This is a genomic window from Veillonella parvula, assembly GCF_032550495.1.
Classification (GTDB): domain Bacteria; phylum Bacillota; class Negativicutes; order Veillonellales; family Veillonellaceae; genus Veillonella; species Veillonella parvula_G.
In genome coordinates this window covers 246,738-267,348 of the sequence record NZ_JAWFZJ010000002.1, presented here as the reverse complement: position 1 = coordinate 267,348, position 20,611 = coordinate 246,738, and the positions used below count along the sequence as shown (strand labels likewise).

Below are 20,611 nucleotides of genomic sequence, written 5' to 3'. Positions count from 1 at the left end.
TTATTTACCACTAAATCTACGATGAAAGATATAAATTTACAGCAAATTTGCAAAGAATTACATATTTATGAATTTGGAATTGCCTCATGGCCACTGCCTGAACAAGCCAGAACTATTTTATTTGAAAGCAACCCATGCCCCTTCACTACGGCAGATGTAGAAGCAAGGCTACTAGGAACGAAGCAATTCATACCGAAAAGTGCCATCGTTTGTCTATTCCCATACCATGTAGAACACAAAGGCCAATCCAATCTATCTCGCTATACATGGTCTACAGATTATCACCTAATCATTAATGAATATTTAGAACGTCTTATTGAAAGATTACAAATAATTGATGACTCGGCTCAGTTCTCCATTCATTGCGATACCTCTCCTTTAGCCGATCGGTACATGGCCTACTTAGCAGGTCTCGGCTTTTATGGAAAGAACAACTGTTTTATCAGTCCTAAGTGGGGTTCTTATGTCGTTATTGGCACAATTTTAACAACACTAGAGCTCGAGCCAAATTCCCCCCTTGAGCAGTCCTGCATGGGATGCAATCGTTGTATTACAGCGTGCTTAGGTCAATGTTTAGGCCATGACGATTTTAAATACAACACTTGTAAAAGCTTCTTGACGCAGAAAAAAGGAGAGCTCACTGATGAAGAGGAAAATATCCTCGCTAAAACTCCACTCGTATTTGGTTGTGATGTATGCCAAGAGGTGTGTCCTCACAATAAAGATATTCCAACTACGCCTATCCCTGAATTTCAACAGATAGAGCCGTATGTCAATATAGACGAACTAGAAGCACTAACGAACAAAGAATTCAAAGCAAAATACGGCCGTCGAGCCTTCTCGTGGCGAGGTAAAAAAATACTAATGAGAAATCAAGAGATTATAGATAGAAAAAGTAAACTATAACACACAATAAGACATAATAATTAACAAATACACTTATAATAATTTTTATTAAGCAAACTAACAAAAATTTGATAAAGCATTAGCAAAATAATCTACAAATTTTTAGAATCAAAAAGAGACGGCCAAAATAAACTACACCCCCCCAAATTGTGTCCAATTTTGGGAGTGCAGTTCAAGAAGTCGTCTCTTTTAGTAATTATTTAATTTCGTAATAGTTCAACTCATCCAAACTCTTACCAAGAGCAGGGATATATATTTCAAGAAACATATCTACCTCAGGCATATTTAGATTTTTCAACTTAGCTAAGATAGAGTCATGTGCCTCTTTAAACTCATCATTCCCTGCCTTGAGCTCTTTGACGCATTTCATATAGGCTGAAATTATATCGGCAGCCTTAACGAGAGGCCATTCTGGACTAGCCTCTGCATCAACAAGTATAGGCTTATAAACAGATTGTAACCGGTCTGGCAAGGTTGATAGCATTTTTTCTTGCGCCAAAGTTTCAACCTCACCATACAGTTCCCGCAACTTTGGATCAAAATACTTGATTGGTGTCGGCATATCTCCTGTAAAGATTTCGCTCACCTCATGATACATAGCTATGACAGCTACCTTATTGATATCTACATTCCCACCGAAGTATTCATTTTTTATGGCCCCTAAGTTGTGCGCTACCATAGCCACTTCAAGGCTATGTTCTTGAATATTTTCTATTTCCGTATTTCGCATGAGGCTCCATCGATTGATAAAGCGCATGCGTTTTAAAAATGCAAAAAATGAACTCATATGTCCCCCATTACACAATAGGTCCTTAAATTACCCCACGGAGTTTAAATCCATAATCAAGGAATTGTACAGCTTCTTCCCAACGATTATCATCATTAAGCATAACTACAATCATAGTATGGCCCTTCCGTGTGGCAGACGCAATCAAACATTCTCCTGCTGCATTTGTAAAACCTGTTTTCAAGCCATTTGCACCTGGATATTTATTGCGAATAAAATGGTTTGTAGTACGAATTGTTTCTGGTGCACGGTTTTGATACGGCACCTTGTAATAATCATTAGCAACCTTGTCACGGAACATTTGGTATTTCATGCCATAGGCTGCAATCATCGCTAAATCACGAGCCGTAGAATGGTGACCCTTTTGTGTTAATCCATGAGGGTTCAAGAACACACTATTCTTTGCACCCGCTTTTGCAGCAATGCGAGTCATATCCTTAGCAAATTTACCTACAGAACCACTTACATTTTCAGCTACAACAACGGCCGCATCATTACCACTAGCAACCATCATACCTTCAAGAACACCTTCCAATGTAATCTGATCGCCTACGCGAACCCCAAGGTTTGATTCTTCCATGCTCGTTGCATAGCTACTTATAGTAGCTAATTCATCAAGCTGTGTGCCCTTCAGTTCTAAGGCAGTTAACAAGGTGACCATTTTTGTAGTACTAGCTGGGTGCATCCACTTATCTGGATTCTTTGCAAATAAAATTTCTTTTGTATCTGCATCAATGAGGACTACGGCCTCACCAACAGTAGAAGGAGGTGCAATGTATGCAGCTTGAGCAACACTAGCACCTATAAATATGATTCCTATAAAAGTTATAGCCAATGCCAGTTTCTTATAAAACATATGAATATTCGTCGTTAAAAGTGTCATCACTCTCGTTCTACCTTCCAGGATCCTAACTTTCAAGACTATTATCTATTTCTACATTTGTAGTAGTTGCTTTTTTCTTTGTTCCTTTAATTTCACCTGTCGATGTATCTACATTTTGAATATATACTACACGTTGAGGATATGGAATATCGATGCCATATTTATCAAAGGCATCTTTTACATCAGACATAATGCTATATTGAACATCGAGAAAATCATTCGACTTAACACGAGCATAAGCAGCAATTCGTACAGAATTATCTCCAAATTCAGAAATACCTATTTCCATATTCTTCGGATTAAGGACGCGTTTATCTGCTGCAAAAATATTTTTTAAGATTTTGATTGCCTCATGATGATCATTATTATAACCAATGTCAAACGTAAATGGGATAACCCGTTCTGTAGTATAAACAATGTTAGTTACAGCTTGTGATGTAAGAAGAGAGTTAGGTATGTATACATTCTTTTGATCTTTTGTAGTAATAACTGTATACATAAATTGGATTGATTTAACACTGCCGACTACATCACCGACCTGAATAACGTGACCCGCTCTAAAAGGTTTGAAGATAAGAATCAATAAACCAGATGCTAAGTTAGAAAGGTTATTCTGTAAGGCGAGACCAATACCTAAACCAAACGCACCAAAAGCAGCTATAAAGGATGTTGTAGGAATACCGATTTGGTTTAAGCAAATCAACACTAACCCTACTAGCAAGGCATAATTAATAATTTGAGTGATAAAGCTCATTGCTGCTGAGTCATAGGAAGCTTTTGTCATAATGCGAACGGCAAAAGCTTTTACCCATTTAATAGCATATCGCCCAATCCAAAATAAAATTAGTGCTAATAAAATATTTCCAGCTTGTGCAAAAAACCAGTCCCTTATTTGAATTAATATATTAGCGTCTTTAAAAAAAAATTCAGAAACAGCACTTAAGAAATTAGCCATAGTAACCATCCATAATATAAATCTATACAATCACAAATATCTATCACAACATAATAGCAATATAATAACGGTAAATATATATGCTATAATTTTACATATGCATTTGCAATACGATAATAAAGATATTATATCGTTATATTCCATATATAACAATCATAAAACTAGGGAGACTTACATGTTCAAAAATCTATACGAAGCACCCCAAGAGCTCGCTACTGGAGGCTATGTAACTAGAGAGTTACACTCCGTTACGGTACACTTTGACGATATCCACTATTCTCTTTCGAGCGGACAATTAAATGGTGGCTATCACCATACGCTAGCGGTACGCAACCAACAGCTAACATATCAAATCGAAACAGAAAAAGATTTACCCGGTGGCTCTGTAGCCGATTATTTGGCTCAAGAATTTGAGCATATTGATACTCCTGTTCATTTTAGTACAGCACTTCTCACGTCTGCCACAATGCATCTACACGCCTATGCCAAAGTCGAAGAACATGATACTATCGTAGAAACTATCGTGACTGCAGGCTATGAAAAAACGGCACATCGCGCAGGTACAGGTTATTGTTATGAAGAGCGTGATGGAGACTTCATAGTACCAGGCACAATTAATATCCTCGTATTTACAAATAAAGCTTTAACAGATAGCGCTATGGTAAAAGCTATCATGACGATTACCGAAGCTAAAACCGCAGCCCTACAAGATTGGAATGTTGAAAGCGTACGTCTCCATCCGTTTATTAATGAAGACATTCCTGACGCAATTACGAAAGAACGCAAAACATCTGCCACAGGTACCTCTACAGATGGTATCGTTCTCACCATCGATACAAATGGAGATATCTTAACCGATGCTGGCTCCTTCTCACTATTTGGAGACACTTTAGCCAAGGCCGTCTATGTAGGCGTACAAAGAGCACTAGAAAATGCTATTGGAGCTGAATAATCCTATCTTGTGATATCCAAAAACATCTAGAATGCCCCCAAATTATCATTCAACACCCCACTCATATATGAAAAATATAATACAAATGAAAAACCGCACATCCTAGGCGATCGGAATGTGCGGTTTATTGCATATAAAACTGTTACATGTAGTATAATTCTTGAAAATGAATATCAAATTAAATTTTGAGATATTTTCTCAACTTTTATTAAATTAATTATTAGATCAAAGAATCATTATGTTCCATGAATATTATGTGCTTTTAATAATCATAGAAAAATTGTTGTAACTTTTTAAAATTTTTAGTTTTTGTAAGCCCTAGCATCAATAAAATACGCGCTTTTTGTGGACTTAAAGTATCACATACTAGATAGTTTGCCAGTGCATCTTGTGGCACTGCAGATACCATACCACTACCGGTACGAGAAGCACGTACCGTTGGAAACTTTGTATTCTGTGTGATTTGACGTACGTTTTGTGGGATTGTACCATGACCAAGACCTGTTAAGATTAAACCGTCAGGATTTGTAGCAACTACACTCATAGGCACCATATCATCCATACCACCATAGCAGGTCATTATAACTACACGAGGTAACTCAGACAATTTACTCACATCAAATACAGAGTCTTGAGTATGACGCCGAGTAGACACTTTATAATAGTGGGCAAAACCATCTTGTACAATACCAAGATGCCCCACTAATGGACTATCAAAAGTCGCTACATTAGTAGTGTTGCATTTAGATACATCCCTTGCCCCATCAATGTAGCCATTTAATACGACTATCACACCTTTACCTACAGACGATGGTGTTCTCGCTACTTGGATAGCTTGCAATAAATTAATTGGCCCATCTGCACTAATAGCACCTGAGGGTCTCATAGATCCAGTAATAACAATTGGCTTGTCTGTATGAACTGTCAGATTCAGAAAATATGCCGTCTCCTCCATGCTATCTGTGCCATGAGTAATAACAACACCACCGATATCATCTCGATTAACCAATTTTTGCACCAACTTAGAAAGTTCTAACCAGTGATTTACGGTAATATCGGAGCTTTCAATATTACTAAACTGAGTATATGTATAAGGACCATACGGTTTTGTACCAGGTACGGAGGCTAAGATTTCGTCAAGTCCTAACACCCCTGCCGTATAGCCTGTTAAATCAGTATTTGAAGTACCTTTTCCTGCAATAGTTCCTCCAGTACCAATCAAAGCGATTTTTGTCTCCATATTGCCTCCACTATAAATCAAGATTTTCACCCTATCAATTAAAGGTTTGGGTCAAATGACGGCATCAACTCTAATTTATGCTTATTAATTCGATTCAGATGGTCGATTCGCTCTTTTGTTGCTTGATCTTCAATTTCCCCAGTTCTAATATAATGATCCAATACAGCATAGGTAAATCCTAATTTATCCTCATCGGACTGACCGCTGAGACCATCACTTGGCACCTTATCAACTAGGTGCAATGGAATATCAAGAAGTTTTCCTATTTGACGAACTTCTTCTACTACGAGTTGTGCGAGAGGGCTAAAATCACCTGCACTATCTCCGTATTTTGTAGAGTATCCTACGTAGTCTTCAGATCCATTACAAGTATTTGCTACACGAGCACCATTTGGTAAATTTTGTCCTACTGCATAGAGAGTTGCCATCCGGAGACGAGGCGGGGTATTAATGGCAGCATCTTTAGATAAATCGGTTCTCCCCGTTACAACATCATACCCCTTAGCCTGAACGATAGCATGAGTTAGCGCCTCATAGGCAGCACCAATATTGACCGTCATGTGCGGAATTCCTAAATGATTTACCACTGTCTGAGCATCATCAATATCCGATTGCACTCCATTTGGCATAAGAACACCAACTACGCGATCTGCACCGAGAGCTTCTTTGCAAAGAGCTGCCACGATAGTCGAGTCCTTACCACCTGAAATACCAACTACAGCACTACAGTTAGGACCATTTTTACCAAAATAATCTCGAATCCATTGAATGAGGGCATCCTTTGTAGCTTGTGGATTTTCTAACATAGGCCCTCCTACTTTTTCCGATAAATACGGTTCAATAAATCCATCTTCAATTGATAGTAGCTAGGACTCATATCAAGATAGTGACGATGTGGATTTTCAAAGCGTTGCTCTTCAGGCCAAATTTCATTAGCTAATTGATCTTGCACATATGCTCGAATTTCCTCTAGTGTTGGTAAGTCCACAACTAATTTACCATCCTTGATAATAAGCTGCTTCATCTCTTTAAAAGTACAATTTTCAAAATATAATTCACGCCAAGGTTGCTCAGGATCGATATAACGATATGGTTCCTCTGTATCAGGTACCTCTCTCAACAATGTTAATAGATCTGCAATCGCACGACCTTTATCATTATAAACACGATATACCTTTTTAAGACCTGGATTAGTAATTTTCTCTACACTTTCAGAAATCTTGATACGAGGTTCCCACATACCATCTTTCTCGATGCTAGCAATTTTATATACCGCACCAAATACGGGGTCACTCTTAGAAGTAATGAGGCGTTCCCCTACACCAAAGATATCAATAGGCCCACCTTGTATTAGCAAAGATGTAATTGTATACTCGTCTAGGCTATTTGATGCCATGATTTTACAATCCTCTAAACCTGCATCATCTAGCATGCGCCGTGCTTTTTTAGCCAAATACGCAAGGTCACCAGAATCTAGGCGAATTCCTTTTAAGCGTTTCCCCATTGGCTCCAATACATCCTTTGCTACCTTAATAGCATTGGGCACGCCAGAGTTTAACACATCATAGGTATCAACAAGGAATACTGCATTATTTGGATACACTTCGGCATAGGCTTTGAAAGCATCGTATTCAGAGCCATAGTACATGACCCAACTATGCGCCATAGTCCCACTGACAGGAATGCCAAATTGTTGACCTGCCAAAACGGTTGCAGTGGACTGAACACCGCCAATATAAGCGGCTCTTGCACCATATACAGCAGCGTCTACATTATGTGCACGACGAGCACCAAAGTCAGCCACAATACGCCCATCCGCAGCGCGAACGATGCGATTAGCTTTTGTGGCGATAAGAGATTGATGGTTCATCATAGTAAGTACTGCAGTTTCTATGATTTGTGCATCTATGAGAGGCGCCACAATTGTAATTACAGGTTCATTAGGATAGATGATAGAACCTTCTGGGAAGGCATATACATCACCGGTGAAAGAGAAATCTTTTAGATATGCTAAGAATTCTTCACTAAAAATACCCTGACTCCGTAAATAAGAGATATCACTTTCATCAAAGTGTAAATTTAAAATGTACTCAACGATTTGTTCGAGACCACCAAAAATAGCAAAACCGCCCTTGTCTGGATTACGTCTAAAGAAAACATCAAATGCGACGCGATCCACATTTTTTAATTTTGTAAAGTAGCCATGTGCCATAGTCATCTCATAAAAATCCATAAGCATGCTAATATTGCGGCTTTCATGTTGCATTAGTTCACCAACCTTCTAAAATCTATAGAAATTTAGTTAATTGTTATTCGTTATTCGTATACCCTCATTATACAATATTATTCCTATATAGCTAGCACCTAGCATAAGCTATCCTAATAATCCTTATTGTGATATAACTATATATATACAATAATAATTTATATAGTTCGTATGTATGAAAGAAGCTAGTCTAGACTGTAAAACAAGCGACCATTACGCTATAATATTTTATTTTATATTGTTTTAAAAGCTTTCAATAATACATACATATCTATTTTACATGAGAATGAAAGGTACCATTATGGAAACAATCGTTCAAGCAAAACGCGTATTAGAAATTTTTAAAGAAATGAGCCAAATCCCTCGTGAGTCCGGCAATGAAAAAGGCATCAGCGATTACATCGTGAACTTTGCTAAAAATTTAGGTCTTGAAGTTCATCAAGACGAAATCTTTAATGTAGTTATCAAAAAAGCTGCATCTCCAGGTTATGAAAACCGTCCATCCATCATTTTACAAGGTCATATTGATATGGTTTGTGTTAAAGACCATGACTCTAACCACGACTTCTCTAAAGATCCAATTGCTAATATCATCGAAGGCGAATGGATGCACGCAGACCATACAACATTAGGTGCTGATAATGGCATGGGTGCTGCTATGATGCTTGCTCTCCTTGAAGATGAAAGCCAACAACATGGACCAATGCAATTATTATTCACTACCAACGAAGAAACTGGTATGGATGGTGCCTTTGCCATTAAAGAAGGTCAAGTAACTGGTGACTACTTACTCAACCTGGATACAGAGGTAGAACATGACTTCACCGTTAGTTGTGCTGGCGGTTGCCACGTACATGTAAAAATTCCATTGTTACGCGAAAACAATTTACCAGGCTATGATGCGGGCTTATCCATTACAGTAACCGGTCTTAAAGGGGGGCACTCCGGCATCGAAATCAACGAGCAACGAGCTAATGCAAACCAAGTACTAACCCGTGTACTCTATGATATTCAACAACAATATCCTATTAGCTTAGCGTCTTTCGAAGGTGGCGTAAAACATAATGCAATCCCGTCTAAGGCAGTAGCTGTACTATCCGTACGCTCTGAAGATGTGGCAGCCATTAAAACATTGCTCGCATACCAAGAAAAACAATACCAACACGAATATAGCGTACAGGATCCAGGCCTTACATTTGTAGTTGAAGATGTTCCTACTCCTGAAATAGTATATGCAGAAGACACAACAGAAGCACTTATTACATATATCTATCTTGCACAAGATGGGGTTCATTCTGTAAGTAAGTCTATCCCAAACCTTGTAGAAACATCTAATAATATTGCTATCGTACGTGAAAATCAACATACCATTGAAATACTCATTTCTATTCGTAGTTCCAATAGCAATAGTCTTGAATTCTTAACGAAAAAAATGATGCTTCTTGCAAAAGCACTTGGCGTAGCTGCAGAGCGTACAGGTGGATATCCAGCATGGGAATACGACAAAGGCTCAAAATTGGAAGAACAAGCGATTTCCTTGCATAACGAAATGTTCGATACACCAGCTAATGTAAATGCTATTCACGCAGGTCTCGAATGTGGTTTGTTAAAAGGCGTATTGCCAAATACACAAATGATTAGCTTTGGGCCTACTATCGTAAGTCCTCATACACCAACAGAACGCGTTCATTTACCTTCTGTTGAAAATGTATATGTGTACCTCAAAGCATTATTAGCAAAATTACAATAAAATAAATAATTACTATATTTTTGATGTATAATTTGTTATACTATAAGCAAATAGCACATCAAATTACGAGACCCATGTAATAATGACTCTCCAACCCTCCTACAAGTAATTCAGCCAATCTCTCCAACTGAATTATCTTGTAGGAGGGATTTTTTTATAAAAATTTCTCAACTATACAAATAAATATTTATTCACATAGGAGTATTCTTTCATATGTGGACAACATGTAATGCATCATTTTATTTATAAATAATTATGAATATCAACTACATGTGTCAGTATACTCATATATAGTATATAACCTATAAATTTCAGAGAAGACTGTTAAACTCTGAGAAACTTGCTAGTCTCCATATACCCCATAGAGTATTTTCTGTGTTATCCTATAGGTGTATACTGTGTTTACATTACGCAGGAGGTATATATGATTCCAATAGTTATTATATCCGGATTTCTAGGTTCTGGAAAAACAACATTATTACAACATATATTAAAAGAACATACATCGAAAGATAAAATTCTTATTATAGAAAACGATTTTGGTGAAACTAGCCTTGATGCGACTAATCTTGCAAAAACAGGGGCTACAGTTCGCGAAGTAACCTCTGGCTGTATTTGTTGTAGCTTACAAGGAAATTTCCAGCAAGCACTACTTGATATTCTCCAAAATTACAAAATCGATATGATCTACATCGAGCCATCAGGTGTTAGCAAGCTTAGTGAAATCATCCATACTTGTAACGACGAGGACATTGCAAAATCTGCTTACGTTCACGCATCGATAACGACTGTCGATGCTATGCAAGCACCAATGTTTATCAAAAATTTTGGACTTTTCTTCAAGGATCAAATCACTCATAGTGATGCGATTTTTTTGAGCCATACAGAAGATATTCAACAAACAAGCATTACGAAACGTATGATTCGCGACCTCGCGCCACATACACCAATCCATGAAGAAGCATGGGATACCATCAGTTTGCGTGATTACATCAAGCGTCTGTATCATTGTCATGATGATCACTGTTTGCACGATGAACATTTATTTATGAGTCATACCTTTAAGGATTTACGTACTCTCAGTCTCGCACAGTGGAAAACCATTTTAGAAGGCATGCCTGATACAGTGCTTCGTGCCAAAGGGATTGTACCTACTACAGAAGGCCCACACGAACTCCAGTACGGCACACATTATTGTTCGCTTTCACCTAGTGAAACTAATGACTATAGTTTAGTCGTTATCGGAACAGATTTTAATGTACCAATGGTACATAACGAAGTGTGTCAATCATGATTCCTGTTTATATCGTTACAGGGTTTATTGGATCCGGTAAAAGCACATTCATAAACAAACAATTACAATACCGAAAAAAGCTAGGCGGTACCGCAATAATCAGCGCCGAAGGAGGCAGTGAGCATCTTATCAAAGAGCCCTTACAACTCAATGCGGATGAACTCAGTGCTATCGTTCCTAGCGATATCAAGTCTTACGAGTTGATAGCCTGTAAAATCGGGGATTATTTAAAACAAGTACAGCCAAAAGAGCTATGGATTGAGTGGAATGGCATGGTAAGCTTTCATCAACTAGAAGCCTTACTATATAGCGATATGTTAAGACACCTAGTACAAATAGAAAAGGTATTATATATTTGTACCGATCAATTTGTTTCAACCATACTCCCTGGTTTAGGTAATGACGTAATGAGTCAATTATACAGCGCAGATTGTATCATAACAGAGTCCGATACACATCACACTTTATTGCGCACCTACAACGGAGAGGCTAAAATTGTAACCACTCCCACCCCTGAAAAAGTGGAGCAGCTGTGCCGAAATTCTACATGGGGACTCATTCCCAATCTATTAGTTATTGGTGTTACAACTTATATACTGTTGGTCACAGCTTTTCGCCATGATATCCCCTATTCCATCCACCAATGCTTTGCTATAATCACGGGTCTCATCATCGAAGCCATCCCATTCCTATTGCTAGGCACGGTAGGCTCAACGATTATTCGCTATTTCGTACCACAACGAGTGCTACTAAAACTGTTAGGCGACCATTCTTGGAAAAGTTATGGGGCTGCTATGGTCAGTGGCTTTGCCTTGCCAATTTGTGACTGTGCTATCATCCCCTTATTCAAGGCACTAATAGACAGAGGTATCCCTTTATCGGTAGCCCTTTTATTTATGCTCGCTAGTCCGATTATAAACCCTATCACCATTCTTTCTACTTGGTATGCATTTCCAGACAATCCTATGCTCTCCGTATGGCGTATCGTTTTAGGATTAGGTGTTGCCTTGTTAGTAGCCCTATCGTTCCGATTCTGGCCTCCAGCCACATCTATATTGAAAGCAAGAGCACCACAGAGTCTTAGCTACGAAGAAATCGTTTTAGAAACAACTAAAACTAAATATATTGATAAAAAAAGATTGTTAATCCATATGGAACAAGAGTTTTCTCAACTCTTATTCTATTTCTCCATGGCGGCAACTGTACTATCTATAGTTCAAGTGTATGGCAAACCTTGGCTTCTCAATGCAGGATTAACCTTGCCAGAATTTACAGCCATTCCAATTTTGCTGATGTTAGCATTCTTCTTCTCAGTCTGCTCTACATCAGATGCTATCATCGGTAAATCCTTGAGCACTTTATTTCCTATTAGCTCCGTAATGGGCTTCCTCATCTTGGGTCCGATGCTAGATATCAAAAATGTATATATATTAAAACAATATATGCCTGCCTCATTTATCATACGATTAAGTATAACAATTGCCGTTATGTCCTACATAGCAGCATTAGTATTCAAATTTTTTCTTAGCTAATTTACAAATTTTTATAATCATTATCTCAGTTCTTAATTAATTAAAAGGAGATGATTTCATGACATTAGGACTGAAAGATCGCTTTTCTATCGTGAAAGGTCTATTGTATCTCACCTTAGGTATCTGCTGTATTTACCTCATTGTGACAGGTCGTTATTTGAACTATATTGCACCACGTTATGAACTTTTACTAGGTATTAGTGGCGTTGCCCTTATTTTAGGAGGTCTAGCGACGATCATTTGGGCGCCTTCAAAATACTACAAGCATAACTGGAAGTCTATCGTTCCGATTATTATTCCCATTATGTTGCTCATCATTCCTCCCGTTCTTGTACCATCAACAGGCGTTCATGGTGCCGCTCGCGTAAACGATGATACTAACAATTTCGACTTTACAAACGATGCTATTGGAGAGGTTGTCACCGTTAACAGTGAAAGTAAAGAGCCAGGGATTTCCAAGGACAAAAAAGAAATCGTTTTGAACTCAGATAATTTCTATCAAACCATTGTAAAGGTTGGATCTAATGTTGATCAATATAAAGACTACACAGTTTATATGACAGGCTATGTAAACCGCGAAGATAATACATTAAAACCTAACGAATTTACTATTTCTCGTATGGCTATGGCTTGTTGTATTGCTGACGTTGCCCCTATTGGCATGACAGCCTATAAAACAGATGGTGATAGCTTACAAAATGAACAATGGGTATCGATTGAAGGTAAGGTTTCTACCCGAGACTTCCACGGTCGTAAACAACCATATGTAGAGATTACAAAAATCAAATCTGCAGAACCTATATTAGGCTATGTATACCCTTAAGAATTACATAAAAAACGAGGCTTAACGCCTCGTTTTTAATAGGAATGATTCTGTTGAATAAAATAATAACGCATATTTCATAGTTCAATGTCTATATGAATCTACAAAAGATTGATGCTTTATAATAGTTATTATATTTATTCTTGTTATTATAATTATAATAATTATTAAAACGTTCTATTAGTGCTGTAATTCTTTAATAATTCTCTTACCAAGAGATGCTGCTACAGCGCACAAGAAAATATCTGGACCAACGGGGATTAGGAAGCATGTAATAATAACAGCTTCGACACCAATAGGCTTACCTAAATACAGATTCATAATAAAGTATAGGTACACCATGCCAAGACCATATACAATAAATAGATTTAATATGGATCCAGCTAGCAAACGTTTAAACGATAATGTATCCATTGTCTCTGCAATGCGTCCTACTGCATACGCACCAACCATAAAGCCAATTAAATAACCAAAGGTAGGTTGCAAAATATAACTAGGACCACCACCGGACGTAAAAATAGGAACCCCAACAAGACCTAATATAATATAAATGCCAACACTAGCGGCACCTAAACGACTACCTAAAACCATGCCCGCTAATGTAGTAAATAAGATTTGCAATGTAAACGGACAATTCGGTAATGGGACCCGTATGAAAGCACCAACGGCGATTAGCGCAACAAAAAGTGCTGTCATCGTTAACTGACGGGTGGTAATGTGAGTTTGTTTTGATACAGTAGAGCTCATGGTATACCTCCATTCATAACAGACCTAAGCAGGAGTTTGTGCTATCAATGGAGAATAAAAATCCAAGATAACACGAAAACAAACTACTAACTATCTAAATTAAAGCACTTGTATTTTTAATTGTCAACTATAATGATTGATTTTTAGTTTACTATATAGTCTAATATTATATATACTATGTTTTTTGTACTTTTTAATTTTGACTATAGCTAATAGTTATTATCAATAGTTCATAATAACTAAAAGATATACTCATCTTCATACAAAAATCATTTAATTTCATCTTATTTTCATATAACAATATTAAATTATACGTGAGTAGATTGAGTAAAATCTACTTTCACAAAATCGTAACTAAACGAAAATTATAATTTGGTATCAGGAGGCATTGCTTATGAAAAATGTTAAGAAAGTATCCAAAGTACTATGTGCATTTGGCGTTAGTACAGTATTATTAGCAGGTGTAGTTGGTGCAGCTAGCAACCATGGTTACAACAACCATAGCAACTGGAATGGTGTTGGTAGCGTTGTTCCATCCGCACAAGCTAACTATTCTGTTGATTATATGGGCGCTATTACAGTATTCCAACAACAATTCCCTGGCGCTACTGTAAAATCTATTTCCTATGACGCAAAACACAATCCTTACTATGAAGTAGAAGGTTATTATGGCAACCGTGAAGTAGAAATTAAAGTAGACGAAGCATCTGGTCAAATCGTTGGTAAAGAAGTAAAAGGTTACTCCAAAGCTTCTAAAACAATTAACGTTCAAAACATCATCATTCCTGAAGTAGCTGAAACAAAAGCTATGGAAAAAGTTGGTTCTGATTTCCAAACTATGGATTGGACTGTTGAACGTGAAAACGGCAGAGTTGTATATGAATTCGATATGACAACTGGCGGCGGTAAAAATGCTGAAGTAAAAGTAGACGCTACATCCGGTAAAGTTATTAGCGCTAAAGTTAAAAACACAAAATACTAAGATTTTTCTTTCATCAAGTGAAACCCTATCCTAACCCACTTAGATGACACACTACACATATAACACACATACTATACACACTGTATCCTTTGGATACACTCTCTAACACACTCTCAGAGAGCCCGTAACACTAACCACGGGTTCCCTAAAATCCTATCTCACACAATAGGAAAACGGTCTGTGCTCACACACCACAGACCAAACGTTACACACACTATACTCCCTTAAAGACCTTGGATCATTGAATCCAAGGTCTTTTTATATATCCATTCTATCAAGGTTGTATTACACCTATACAACTTTTTATTCTTATAAAATTAGCACATACTTACAAAAAGACCTCCCAACGGGAGGTCTTTTGTATAAGTTTTATAGGTTTGATAGTTATGTGTTCTATTTCTTAAGCAAAGTTCAGCTTAAGGATGTCATTTGTAAGTTCTGAAAGTTTGATCTATAGTTTTCAAACTAAAGGTGTGAAAGATTAAGCTTTATCTAAAGCTTGTGCTAAGTCTTCGATGATGTCATCTACATTTTCAAGACCGATAGACAAACGAATCATGTCTGGTGTTACGCCAGCAGATTTTTGTTGTTCTTCGTTAAGTTGTGCATGTGTTGTGGATGCAGGATGGATAACAAGAGATTTAGCATCTGCTACGTTGGCAAGGTTGGAGAAGATTTCCAAGGAGTCAACAAGTTTAATACCTGCTTCTTTACCACCTTTTACGCCGAATGTGAATACAGCACCAACACCTTTAGGGAAGTATTTATCAGCTAATGCTTTGTATTTGCTGTCTTCTAATTCTGGATAGCTTACCCATGCTACCTTAGGATGTTTGCTTAAGAGATCTACTACTTTACGAGTATTTTCAACGTGACGTTCTACGCGCAAAGACAATGTTTCGATACCTTGCAAGATTTGCCAAGATGCAAGCGGTGTAATGCATGCACCAGTATCGCGAAGTAATTGAGCACGAATTTTTACAGTGAATGGGATTGGCAAATCACCAAATACTAATCCATTGTAGTGTTCGTCACCTTCGGAGAAGCCAGGGTATTTACCAGAACCTTTATAGTCGAATTTACCAGATTCTACAACTACGCCAGCCAATGTTGTACCGTGACCACCAAGGTATTTAGTAGCAGAGTGTACAACTACGTCAGCACCATGTTCTAATGGACGGAATAAGTATGGAGATGCAAATGTATTGTCTACAATCAAGATGATATTGTGTTTATGTGCAATATCAGCTATGGCTTGTACATCGATAAGATTAATACCAGGGTTACCAATAGATTCGATATAAACGGCTTTAGTCTTTTCATCGATAGCTGCTTCAAATTCTTCCAAATGATCCGGATTTACGAATTTAGTTTGAATCCCCAAACGAGGCAATGTAGCAGTAAACAAATTATAAGTACCACCATACAATGTGGATGCAGCAACAATATTATCACCAGCATCTGCTACATTTAAAATAGAGTACGTAACCGCTGCAGAACCAGATGCTACTGCAATACCAGCAGCACCGCCTTCAAGTTGTGCAACACGAGCATCCAACACATCTGTAGTAGGATTACCAAGGCGAGAGTAAATACCACCAGGATTAGTCAATGCAAAACGACCCGCTGCTTCCTCAGCATCTTTAAATACGAAAGATGTAGTTTGATAAATCGGTACTGCACGAGAACCTGTTGGATCCACCGTATGACCAGCGTGTAATTGTAATGTTTCAAATCTGTATTGTTTACTCATTATAATAACTCCTTTATATTAACTATATTTTAAGTTCGCTCTTTATGCCTAGTATATTACTATGCTTTAAAAGTTATGTCTACTATTTTTTATATTCTTTTCTCCATAACTTTAAACTATGGTGGACAAAGGAGGATAAAAGCTTTTACCAAAACCGCTAAAGCGAACTAAGTCATTTATGAGAAATAAAATCCCCTAATTACTTGCAAAGAACTAGCTCCCTTGAGAGATGTTAGAAGTAATTAGGGGTACATAGTACTAACAATAGATTAGAAATAAGTACTTACGTTTAGATGTAAGCGCCTAAATTTTTATCCCGTTCAAATTTCATTTTTTGGATTTGTTCAATGATGTACGGTGTTTCTTGGTATACATAGTAGTTTAACCAGTTTGTAAATAAAAGTGTACTTACAGAGCGCCAGCGCACGATTGGACGTTGTTTCGGATCATTATCTGGGAAGTAGTTTTCAGGAACCGCAATATCCATACCTTTTTTGATATCCCGCACGTACTCACGGTTAAGTGTATCCCAATCGTATTCGGCATGACCAAATACAAAGATATGTTTATTATCTAAACTACGAACGATAGCGGCTCCTGTTGGTTCAGACCCAGCCAAGAGTTCCAAGTCACGATTTTCCTTAATTTGTTGCAACGAAACTGTGGTGTGCCGTGAGTGTGGCATCCAAAACTTTTCATCAAATCCACGCATGAGCACTGGTCGATCATTATAAATATCGTGTTCGTAAACACCAAATAATTTCTCATCCATAATCGATTTATTAATGCCAAAGTGATGATATAAGCCAGCTTGAGCACCCCAACAGATATAAAACGTAGAGTAAACATGCTCTTCGCCCCAGTTCATGATTTCTACGAGTTCAGACCAATAGTCTACCTCTTCAAAAGGCATTAACTCTACAGGAGCACCGGTAATAATCATGCCGTCAAAGAACTGGTCTTTTACTTCATCAAAGGTGCGGTAGAAGGTTTCTAAATATTGTTCATCTGTATTTTTAGCCTTACGAGATGCGGTATGCAAAAGAGTCAAATTAACTTGCAATGGGCTATTACTAAGAGCACGTAAAATCTGAGTTTCCGTCACTTCTTTAGTAGGCATCAAATTGACAAGCAAAATTTGCAAGGGTCGGATTTGTTGATTTTCCGCCCGTTCAGTATCCATAACGAAAATATTCTCTTGAGCTAATTTCGTTATGGCCGGTAAATTTTTTATTACTTTAATAGGCATAGTGTCACCTCTACATATTCTACAATTTGATAACCTAATCTAAACAATTTAAATAAGCTAATTAAAAGCCTTTAGCCTCGTAAGCACGTCTCCAAGCTTCGAGCCCTTCTTCTAATACCTTACGAGGGCAAGCGACATTAATACGTTCAAAGTCTTCCCCATCGACACCAAACATAGAACCCGTATCGAGCCATAGCTTAGCATCATTGATGATCCATTCATCTCGCTCTTTAGGGCTAAGCGGCAATTGAGAGCAGTCCAGCCACATGAGATAGGTCCCTTCAGGACGATATGCATGAATCTTTGGCATATATTTTGCTACATAGTCGATGGTGAATTGAATATTGTCTTGAATATATTCTTTCAATTCATCAAGCCAAGGAGCCCCGACTTTGTAGGCTCCTTCACAGCCCACAATCCCCATCGTGTTCAATTGGCTATAACCAGCACGGTCAATTTCTTTTATAAAACGACGACGTAAGGAGTCATTTGGAATAAAGATATTACTTACTTGTAAGCCTGCAATGTTAAAAGTCTTGCTAGGCGCTGTACATACAACGCAGTGTTCTGCATAGCTTTCACCAAGGTCGGCAAAGACCTTGTGCGTATGCCCCTCCCAAACAAAGTCAGCATGGATTTCGTCACTCACGATGAGCACATTGTGTTTAATACAAATGTCGCCGAGGCGTTTCAACTCGTCCTCAGTCCACACGCGCCCTACTGGATTGTGCGGATTACACAAGAGGAATAATGTTACATTCTCCTCAATAATTGCACGCTCGATGCCTTCAAAGTCGATAGTGTATTTTTCGTCGCCTTTGATGAGCGGCACATTGATAAGACAACGATCGTTATCGTCAATAACCATACTAAATGGGTAATACACAGGTTGATTAATGAGCACCCCTTCGCCAACCTCGGTAAAAGCACGAACCGCCATCGCTAAAGCAAATACGATACCAGGCGTTTTAACAAGCCATTTTTGTTCTGGCGTCCAGTTAAAACGCGTAGCAAACCAATTCTTCAACACTTCAAAGTATTCATCGTCAGACTCTGTATAGCCGAAAACACCATGCTTAACACGATCCAATAAGATTTGTTTTAACTCAGGGGAAATTTCAAAATCCATATCCGCTACCCAGAATGGCAACACATCCGCAGGTTTACCGCGCTTTACAGCAAAGTCGTATTTCAATGATTTTGTATGAGTTCTATCTACTATTTGATCAAAATTATATTGTCCCATAGGAACTCCTTTATTTATTAAAAGCCTGTTCCAAGTCCGCAATCAAGTCTTCTGTATCTTCAATACCTACAGATAAACGTAACAAACGACGTGTAATACCTTTGCGTTCTGCATCTTCAGGTTTCAAGTCAGGATGTGTTTGCGTCACAGGATACGTCAACAAGGATTCTGTACCACCAAGGCTTTCAGCGAATTGAATAAGCTCAATACCTTCTAATACTTGTTTAGCCGTTTCTTCGTTATCTACTTCGAAGGATAACATGCCGCCAAAGCCTGTTGTTTGGGCTCTATTGATTTCATAACCTGGATGTTCAGGAAGGCCTGGGAACAAAACTTTAGTTACTTTTGGTTGTTTTTTTAACCATTCGGCAAGAGCAATGGCATTCTTTTGATGTTGCTCCATGCGTAGAGCCAATGTTTTTACGCCGCGAATAACGAGCCAGCTATCCATAGCAGATAAACATGCACCTACGGTTTTGTACGTTAAACGCAATTTTGCGGCGATTTCTTCGTCTTTTACAATAGTAAAACCAGAAATTACATCGTGATGACCACCAATGAATTTGGTACCACTATGAACGACAATATCAGCACCCAAAGTCAATGGCTTTTGGAAATATGGACTTAGGAAAGTATTGTCGATAATCACTAGCGCATTACGTGCATGCGCCAATGCACAGAGTGCACGAATATCGGTAATCTCCATCATAGGATTTGTCGGTGTTTCAATATAAACAGCCTTAGTATTTGGTTTGAAAGCTGCTTTCACCGCATCAAGATCAGAAGTACCAACATATGTAAATTCTATGCCGTTTTTTTCATAAATATTGGTGAACATACGGATAGAACCACCATATAAGTCATCACCTAAGATGATATGGTCTCCAGGGGAGAATAGATGGAATACTGCGTCCACTGCGGCCATACCAGAAGAGAATGCTAATGCATCTGTACCTTCTTCAAGATCTGCTATCAATTGTTCCAAACGGTCCCGCGTCGGATTAGACTCACGCGTATATTGGTAACCTGTGGTATCACCCAACTGCGAGTGAGAAAATGTACTAGACATATAAATTGCAGGGGAAATTGCACCAGTACTATCTGGCTTGCCACTGCCGTGAACACATTTTGTATTAAATTTCATTCCATTCAACTCCTCATATTTGTATACAATATGTTAATTATAAGAGTAGACAATGACTAAGGTCAATAAAAAGGGGCACTCATACATCCTGAGTGCCCCGAA

18 protein-coding genes are annotated in these 20,611 nt (G+C 38.0%); 7 read left to right on the top strand and 11 right to left on the bottom strand.

Annotated features, from left to right (window positions below; translation table 11 throughout):
- The first annotated feature begins 21 nt into the window (after positions 1 to 21).
- Positions 22 to 906, top strand: a complete 885-nt coding sequence (locus E6X37_RS05365; protein WP_316584272.1) for an epoxyqueuosine reductase — start codon at positions 22 to 24, stop codon at positions 904 to 906.
- Positions 907 to 1,102: 196 nt separating this feature from the next.
- Here the strand turns inward: E6X37_RS05365 and yfbR are convergent, their stop codons facing one another.
- The 3 genes from yfbR to E6X37_RS05350 are packed head-to-tail and all read right to left on the bottom strand — an operon-like array spanning position 1,103 to position 3,531.
- Positions 1,103 to 1,693, bottom strand: coding sequence for a 5'-deoxynucleotidase (yfbR, locus tag E6X37_RS05360; protein ID WP_042466674.1), 591 nt, complete (start codon positions 1,691 to 1,693; stop codon positions 1,103 to 1,105).
- A gap of 25 nt (positions 1,694 to 1,718) precedes the next feature.
- Entirely contained in the window at positions 1,719 to 2,576 is an 858-nt protein-coding gene (locus E6X37_RS05355) for a D-alanyl-D-alanine carboxypeptidase family protein (RefSeq protein WP_316584295.1), read from the bottom strand.
- 25 nt (positions 2,577 to 2,601) lie between these two features.
- Positions 2,602 to 3,531 carry a mechanosensitive ion channel family protein gene (locus tag E6X37_RS05350; RefSeq protein WP_316584273.1) on the bottom strand — a complete coding sequence of 310 codons (930 nt, stop codon included), beginning with the start codon at positions 3,529 to 3,531 and terminating at the stop codon, positions 2,602 to 2,604.
- Positions 3,532 to 3,706: 175 nt separating this feature from the next.
- Here E6X37_RS05350 and E6X37_RS05345 point away from each other — a divergent pair, with 175 nt between their 5' ends.
- Positions 3,707 to 4,483, top strand: coding sequence for an adenosylcobinamide amidohydrolase (locus E6X37_RS05345; protein WP_012863854.1), 777 nt, complete (start codon positions 3,707 to 3,709; stop codon positions 4,481 to 4,483).
- Positions 4,484 to 4,745: 262 nt separating this feature from the next.
- Here E6X37_RS05345 and E6X37_RS05340 read toward each other — a convergent pair whose 3' ends face one another.
- Genes E6X37_RS05340 through E6X37_RS05330 form a run of 3 tightly spaced genes read right to left on the bottom strand, consistent with a single transcriptional unit; the run spans position 4,746 to position 7,989 of the window.
- Positions 4,746 to 5,723, bottom strand: coding sequence for an asparaginase (locus E6X37_RS05340; RefSeq protein WP_316584274.1), 978 nt, complete (start codon positions 5,721 to 5,723; stop codon positions 4,746 to 4,748).
- A 38-nt stretch (positions 5,724 to 5,761) separates the two neighbouring features.
- Positions 5,762 to 6,529 carry an NAD(+) synthase gene (gene nadE, locus E6X37_RS05335; RefSeq protein ID WP_077708055.1) on the bottom strand — a complete coding sequence of 256 codons (768 nt, stop codon included), beginning with the start codon at positions 6,527 to 6,529 and terminating at the stop codon, positions 5,762 to 5,764.
- A gap of 8 nt (positions 6,530 to 6,537) precedes the next feature.
- Positions 6,538 to 7,989 (bottom strand): nicotinate phosphoribosyltransferase, encoded by a 1,452-nt coding sequence (locus E6X37_RS05330; protein ID WP_004697792.1) that lies wholly within the window; start codon positions 7,987 to 7,989, stop codon positions 6,538 to 6,540.
- Positions 7,990 to 8,290: 301 nt separating this feature from the next.
- Between E6X37_RS05330 and E6X37_RS05325 the strand changes: the two genes are divergently transcribed.
- From E6X37_RS05325 to E6X37_RS05310, 4 genes are all read left to right on the top strand, one after another.
- On the top strand, positions 8,291 to 9,739 hold the full coding sequence (locus E6X37_RS05325; RefSeq protein ID WP_038150378.1) for an aminoacyl-histidine dipeptidase: 1,449 nt from the start codon (positions 8,291 to 8,293) through the stop codon (positions 9,737 to 9,739).
- Between the two features lie 424 nt (positions 9,740 to 10,163).
- Positions 10,164 to 11,033, top strand: a complete 870-nt coding sequence (locus E6X37_RS05320) for a CobW family GTP-binding protein (protein ID WP_004693915.1) — start codon at positions 10,164 to 10,166, stop codon at positions 11,031 to 11,033.
- Positions 11,030 to 12,565, top strand: coding sequence for a permease (locus tag E6X37_RS05315; protein ID WP_004697932.1), 1,536 nt, complete (start codon positions 11,030 to 11,032; stop codon positions 12,563 to 12,565). Before E6X37_RS05320 ends, E6X37_RS05315 begins: the two co-directional genes overlap by 4 nt.
- Positions 12,566 to 12,623: 58 nt before the next feature.
- A complete protein-coding gene (locus E6X37_RS05310) occupies positions 12,624 to 13,388 on the top strand; it encodes a TIGR03943 family putative permease subunit (RefSeq protein ID WP_004697866.1) in 765 nt (254 codons plus the stop codon).
- A gap of 180 nt (positions 13,389 to 13,568) precedes the next feature.
- On the opposite strand, the gene E6X37_RS05305 is transcribed toward E6X37_RS05310, so the two are convergent.
- Positions 13,569 to 14,135, bottom strand: a complete 567-nt coding sequence (locus tag E6X37_RS05305) for a biotin transporter BioY (RefSeq protein WP_004693921.1) — start codon at positions 14,133 to 14,135, stop codon at positions 13,569 to 13,571.
- 394 nt (positions 14,136 to 14,529) lie between these two features.
- Between E6X37_RS05305 and E6X37_RS05300 the strand changes: the two genes are divergently transcribed.
- The gene (locus E6X37_RS05300; RefSeq protein WP_004693923.1) at positions 14,530 to 15,117 is read left to right on the top strand and encodes a PepSY domain-containing protein; all 588 of its coding nucleotides are present in this window, start codon (positions 14,530 to 14,532) and stop codon (positions 15,115 to 15,117) included.
- Positions 15,118 to 15,598: 481 nt separating this feature from the next.
- Here E6X37_RS05300 and E6X37_RS05295 read toward each other — a convergent pair whose 3' ends face one another.
- The 4 genes from E6X37_RS05295 to E6X37_RS05280 all read right to left on the bottom strand — a co-directional run bounded on the left by E6X37_RS05295 (position 15,599) and on the right by E6X37_RS05280 (position 20,509).
- A complete protein-coding gene (locus tag E6X37_RS05295; protein ID WP_004697757.1) occupies positions 15,599 to 16,870 on the bottom strand; it encodes an O-acetylhomoserine aminocarboxypropyltransferase/cysteine synthase family protein in 1,272 nt (423 codons plus the stop codon).
- 289 nt (positions 16,871 to 17,159) lie between these two features.
- Entirely contained in the window at positions 17,160 to 18,119 is a 960-nt protein-coding gene (metA, locus tag E6X37_RS05290) for a homoserine O-acetyltransferase MetA (protein ID WP_004697897.1), read from the bottom strand.
- 61 nt (positions 18,120 to 18,180) lie between these two features.
- Entirely contained in the window at positions 18,181 to 19,365 is a 1,185-nt protein-coding gene (locus E6X37_RS05285) for a MalY/PatB family protein (RefSeq protein WP_004697823.1), read from the bottom strand.
- Positions 19,366 to 19,375: 10 nt separating this feature from the next.
- Positions 19,376 to 20,509 carry a trans-sulfuration enzyme family protein gene (locus tag E6X37_RS05280; protein WP_004697921.1) on the bottom strand — a complete coding sequence of 378 codons (1,134 nt, stop codon included), beginning with the start codon at positions 20,507 to 20,509 and terminating at the stop codon, positions 19,376 to 19,378.
- Positions 20,510 to 20,611 lie beyond the last annotated feature (102 nt).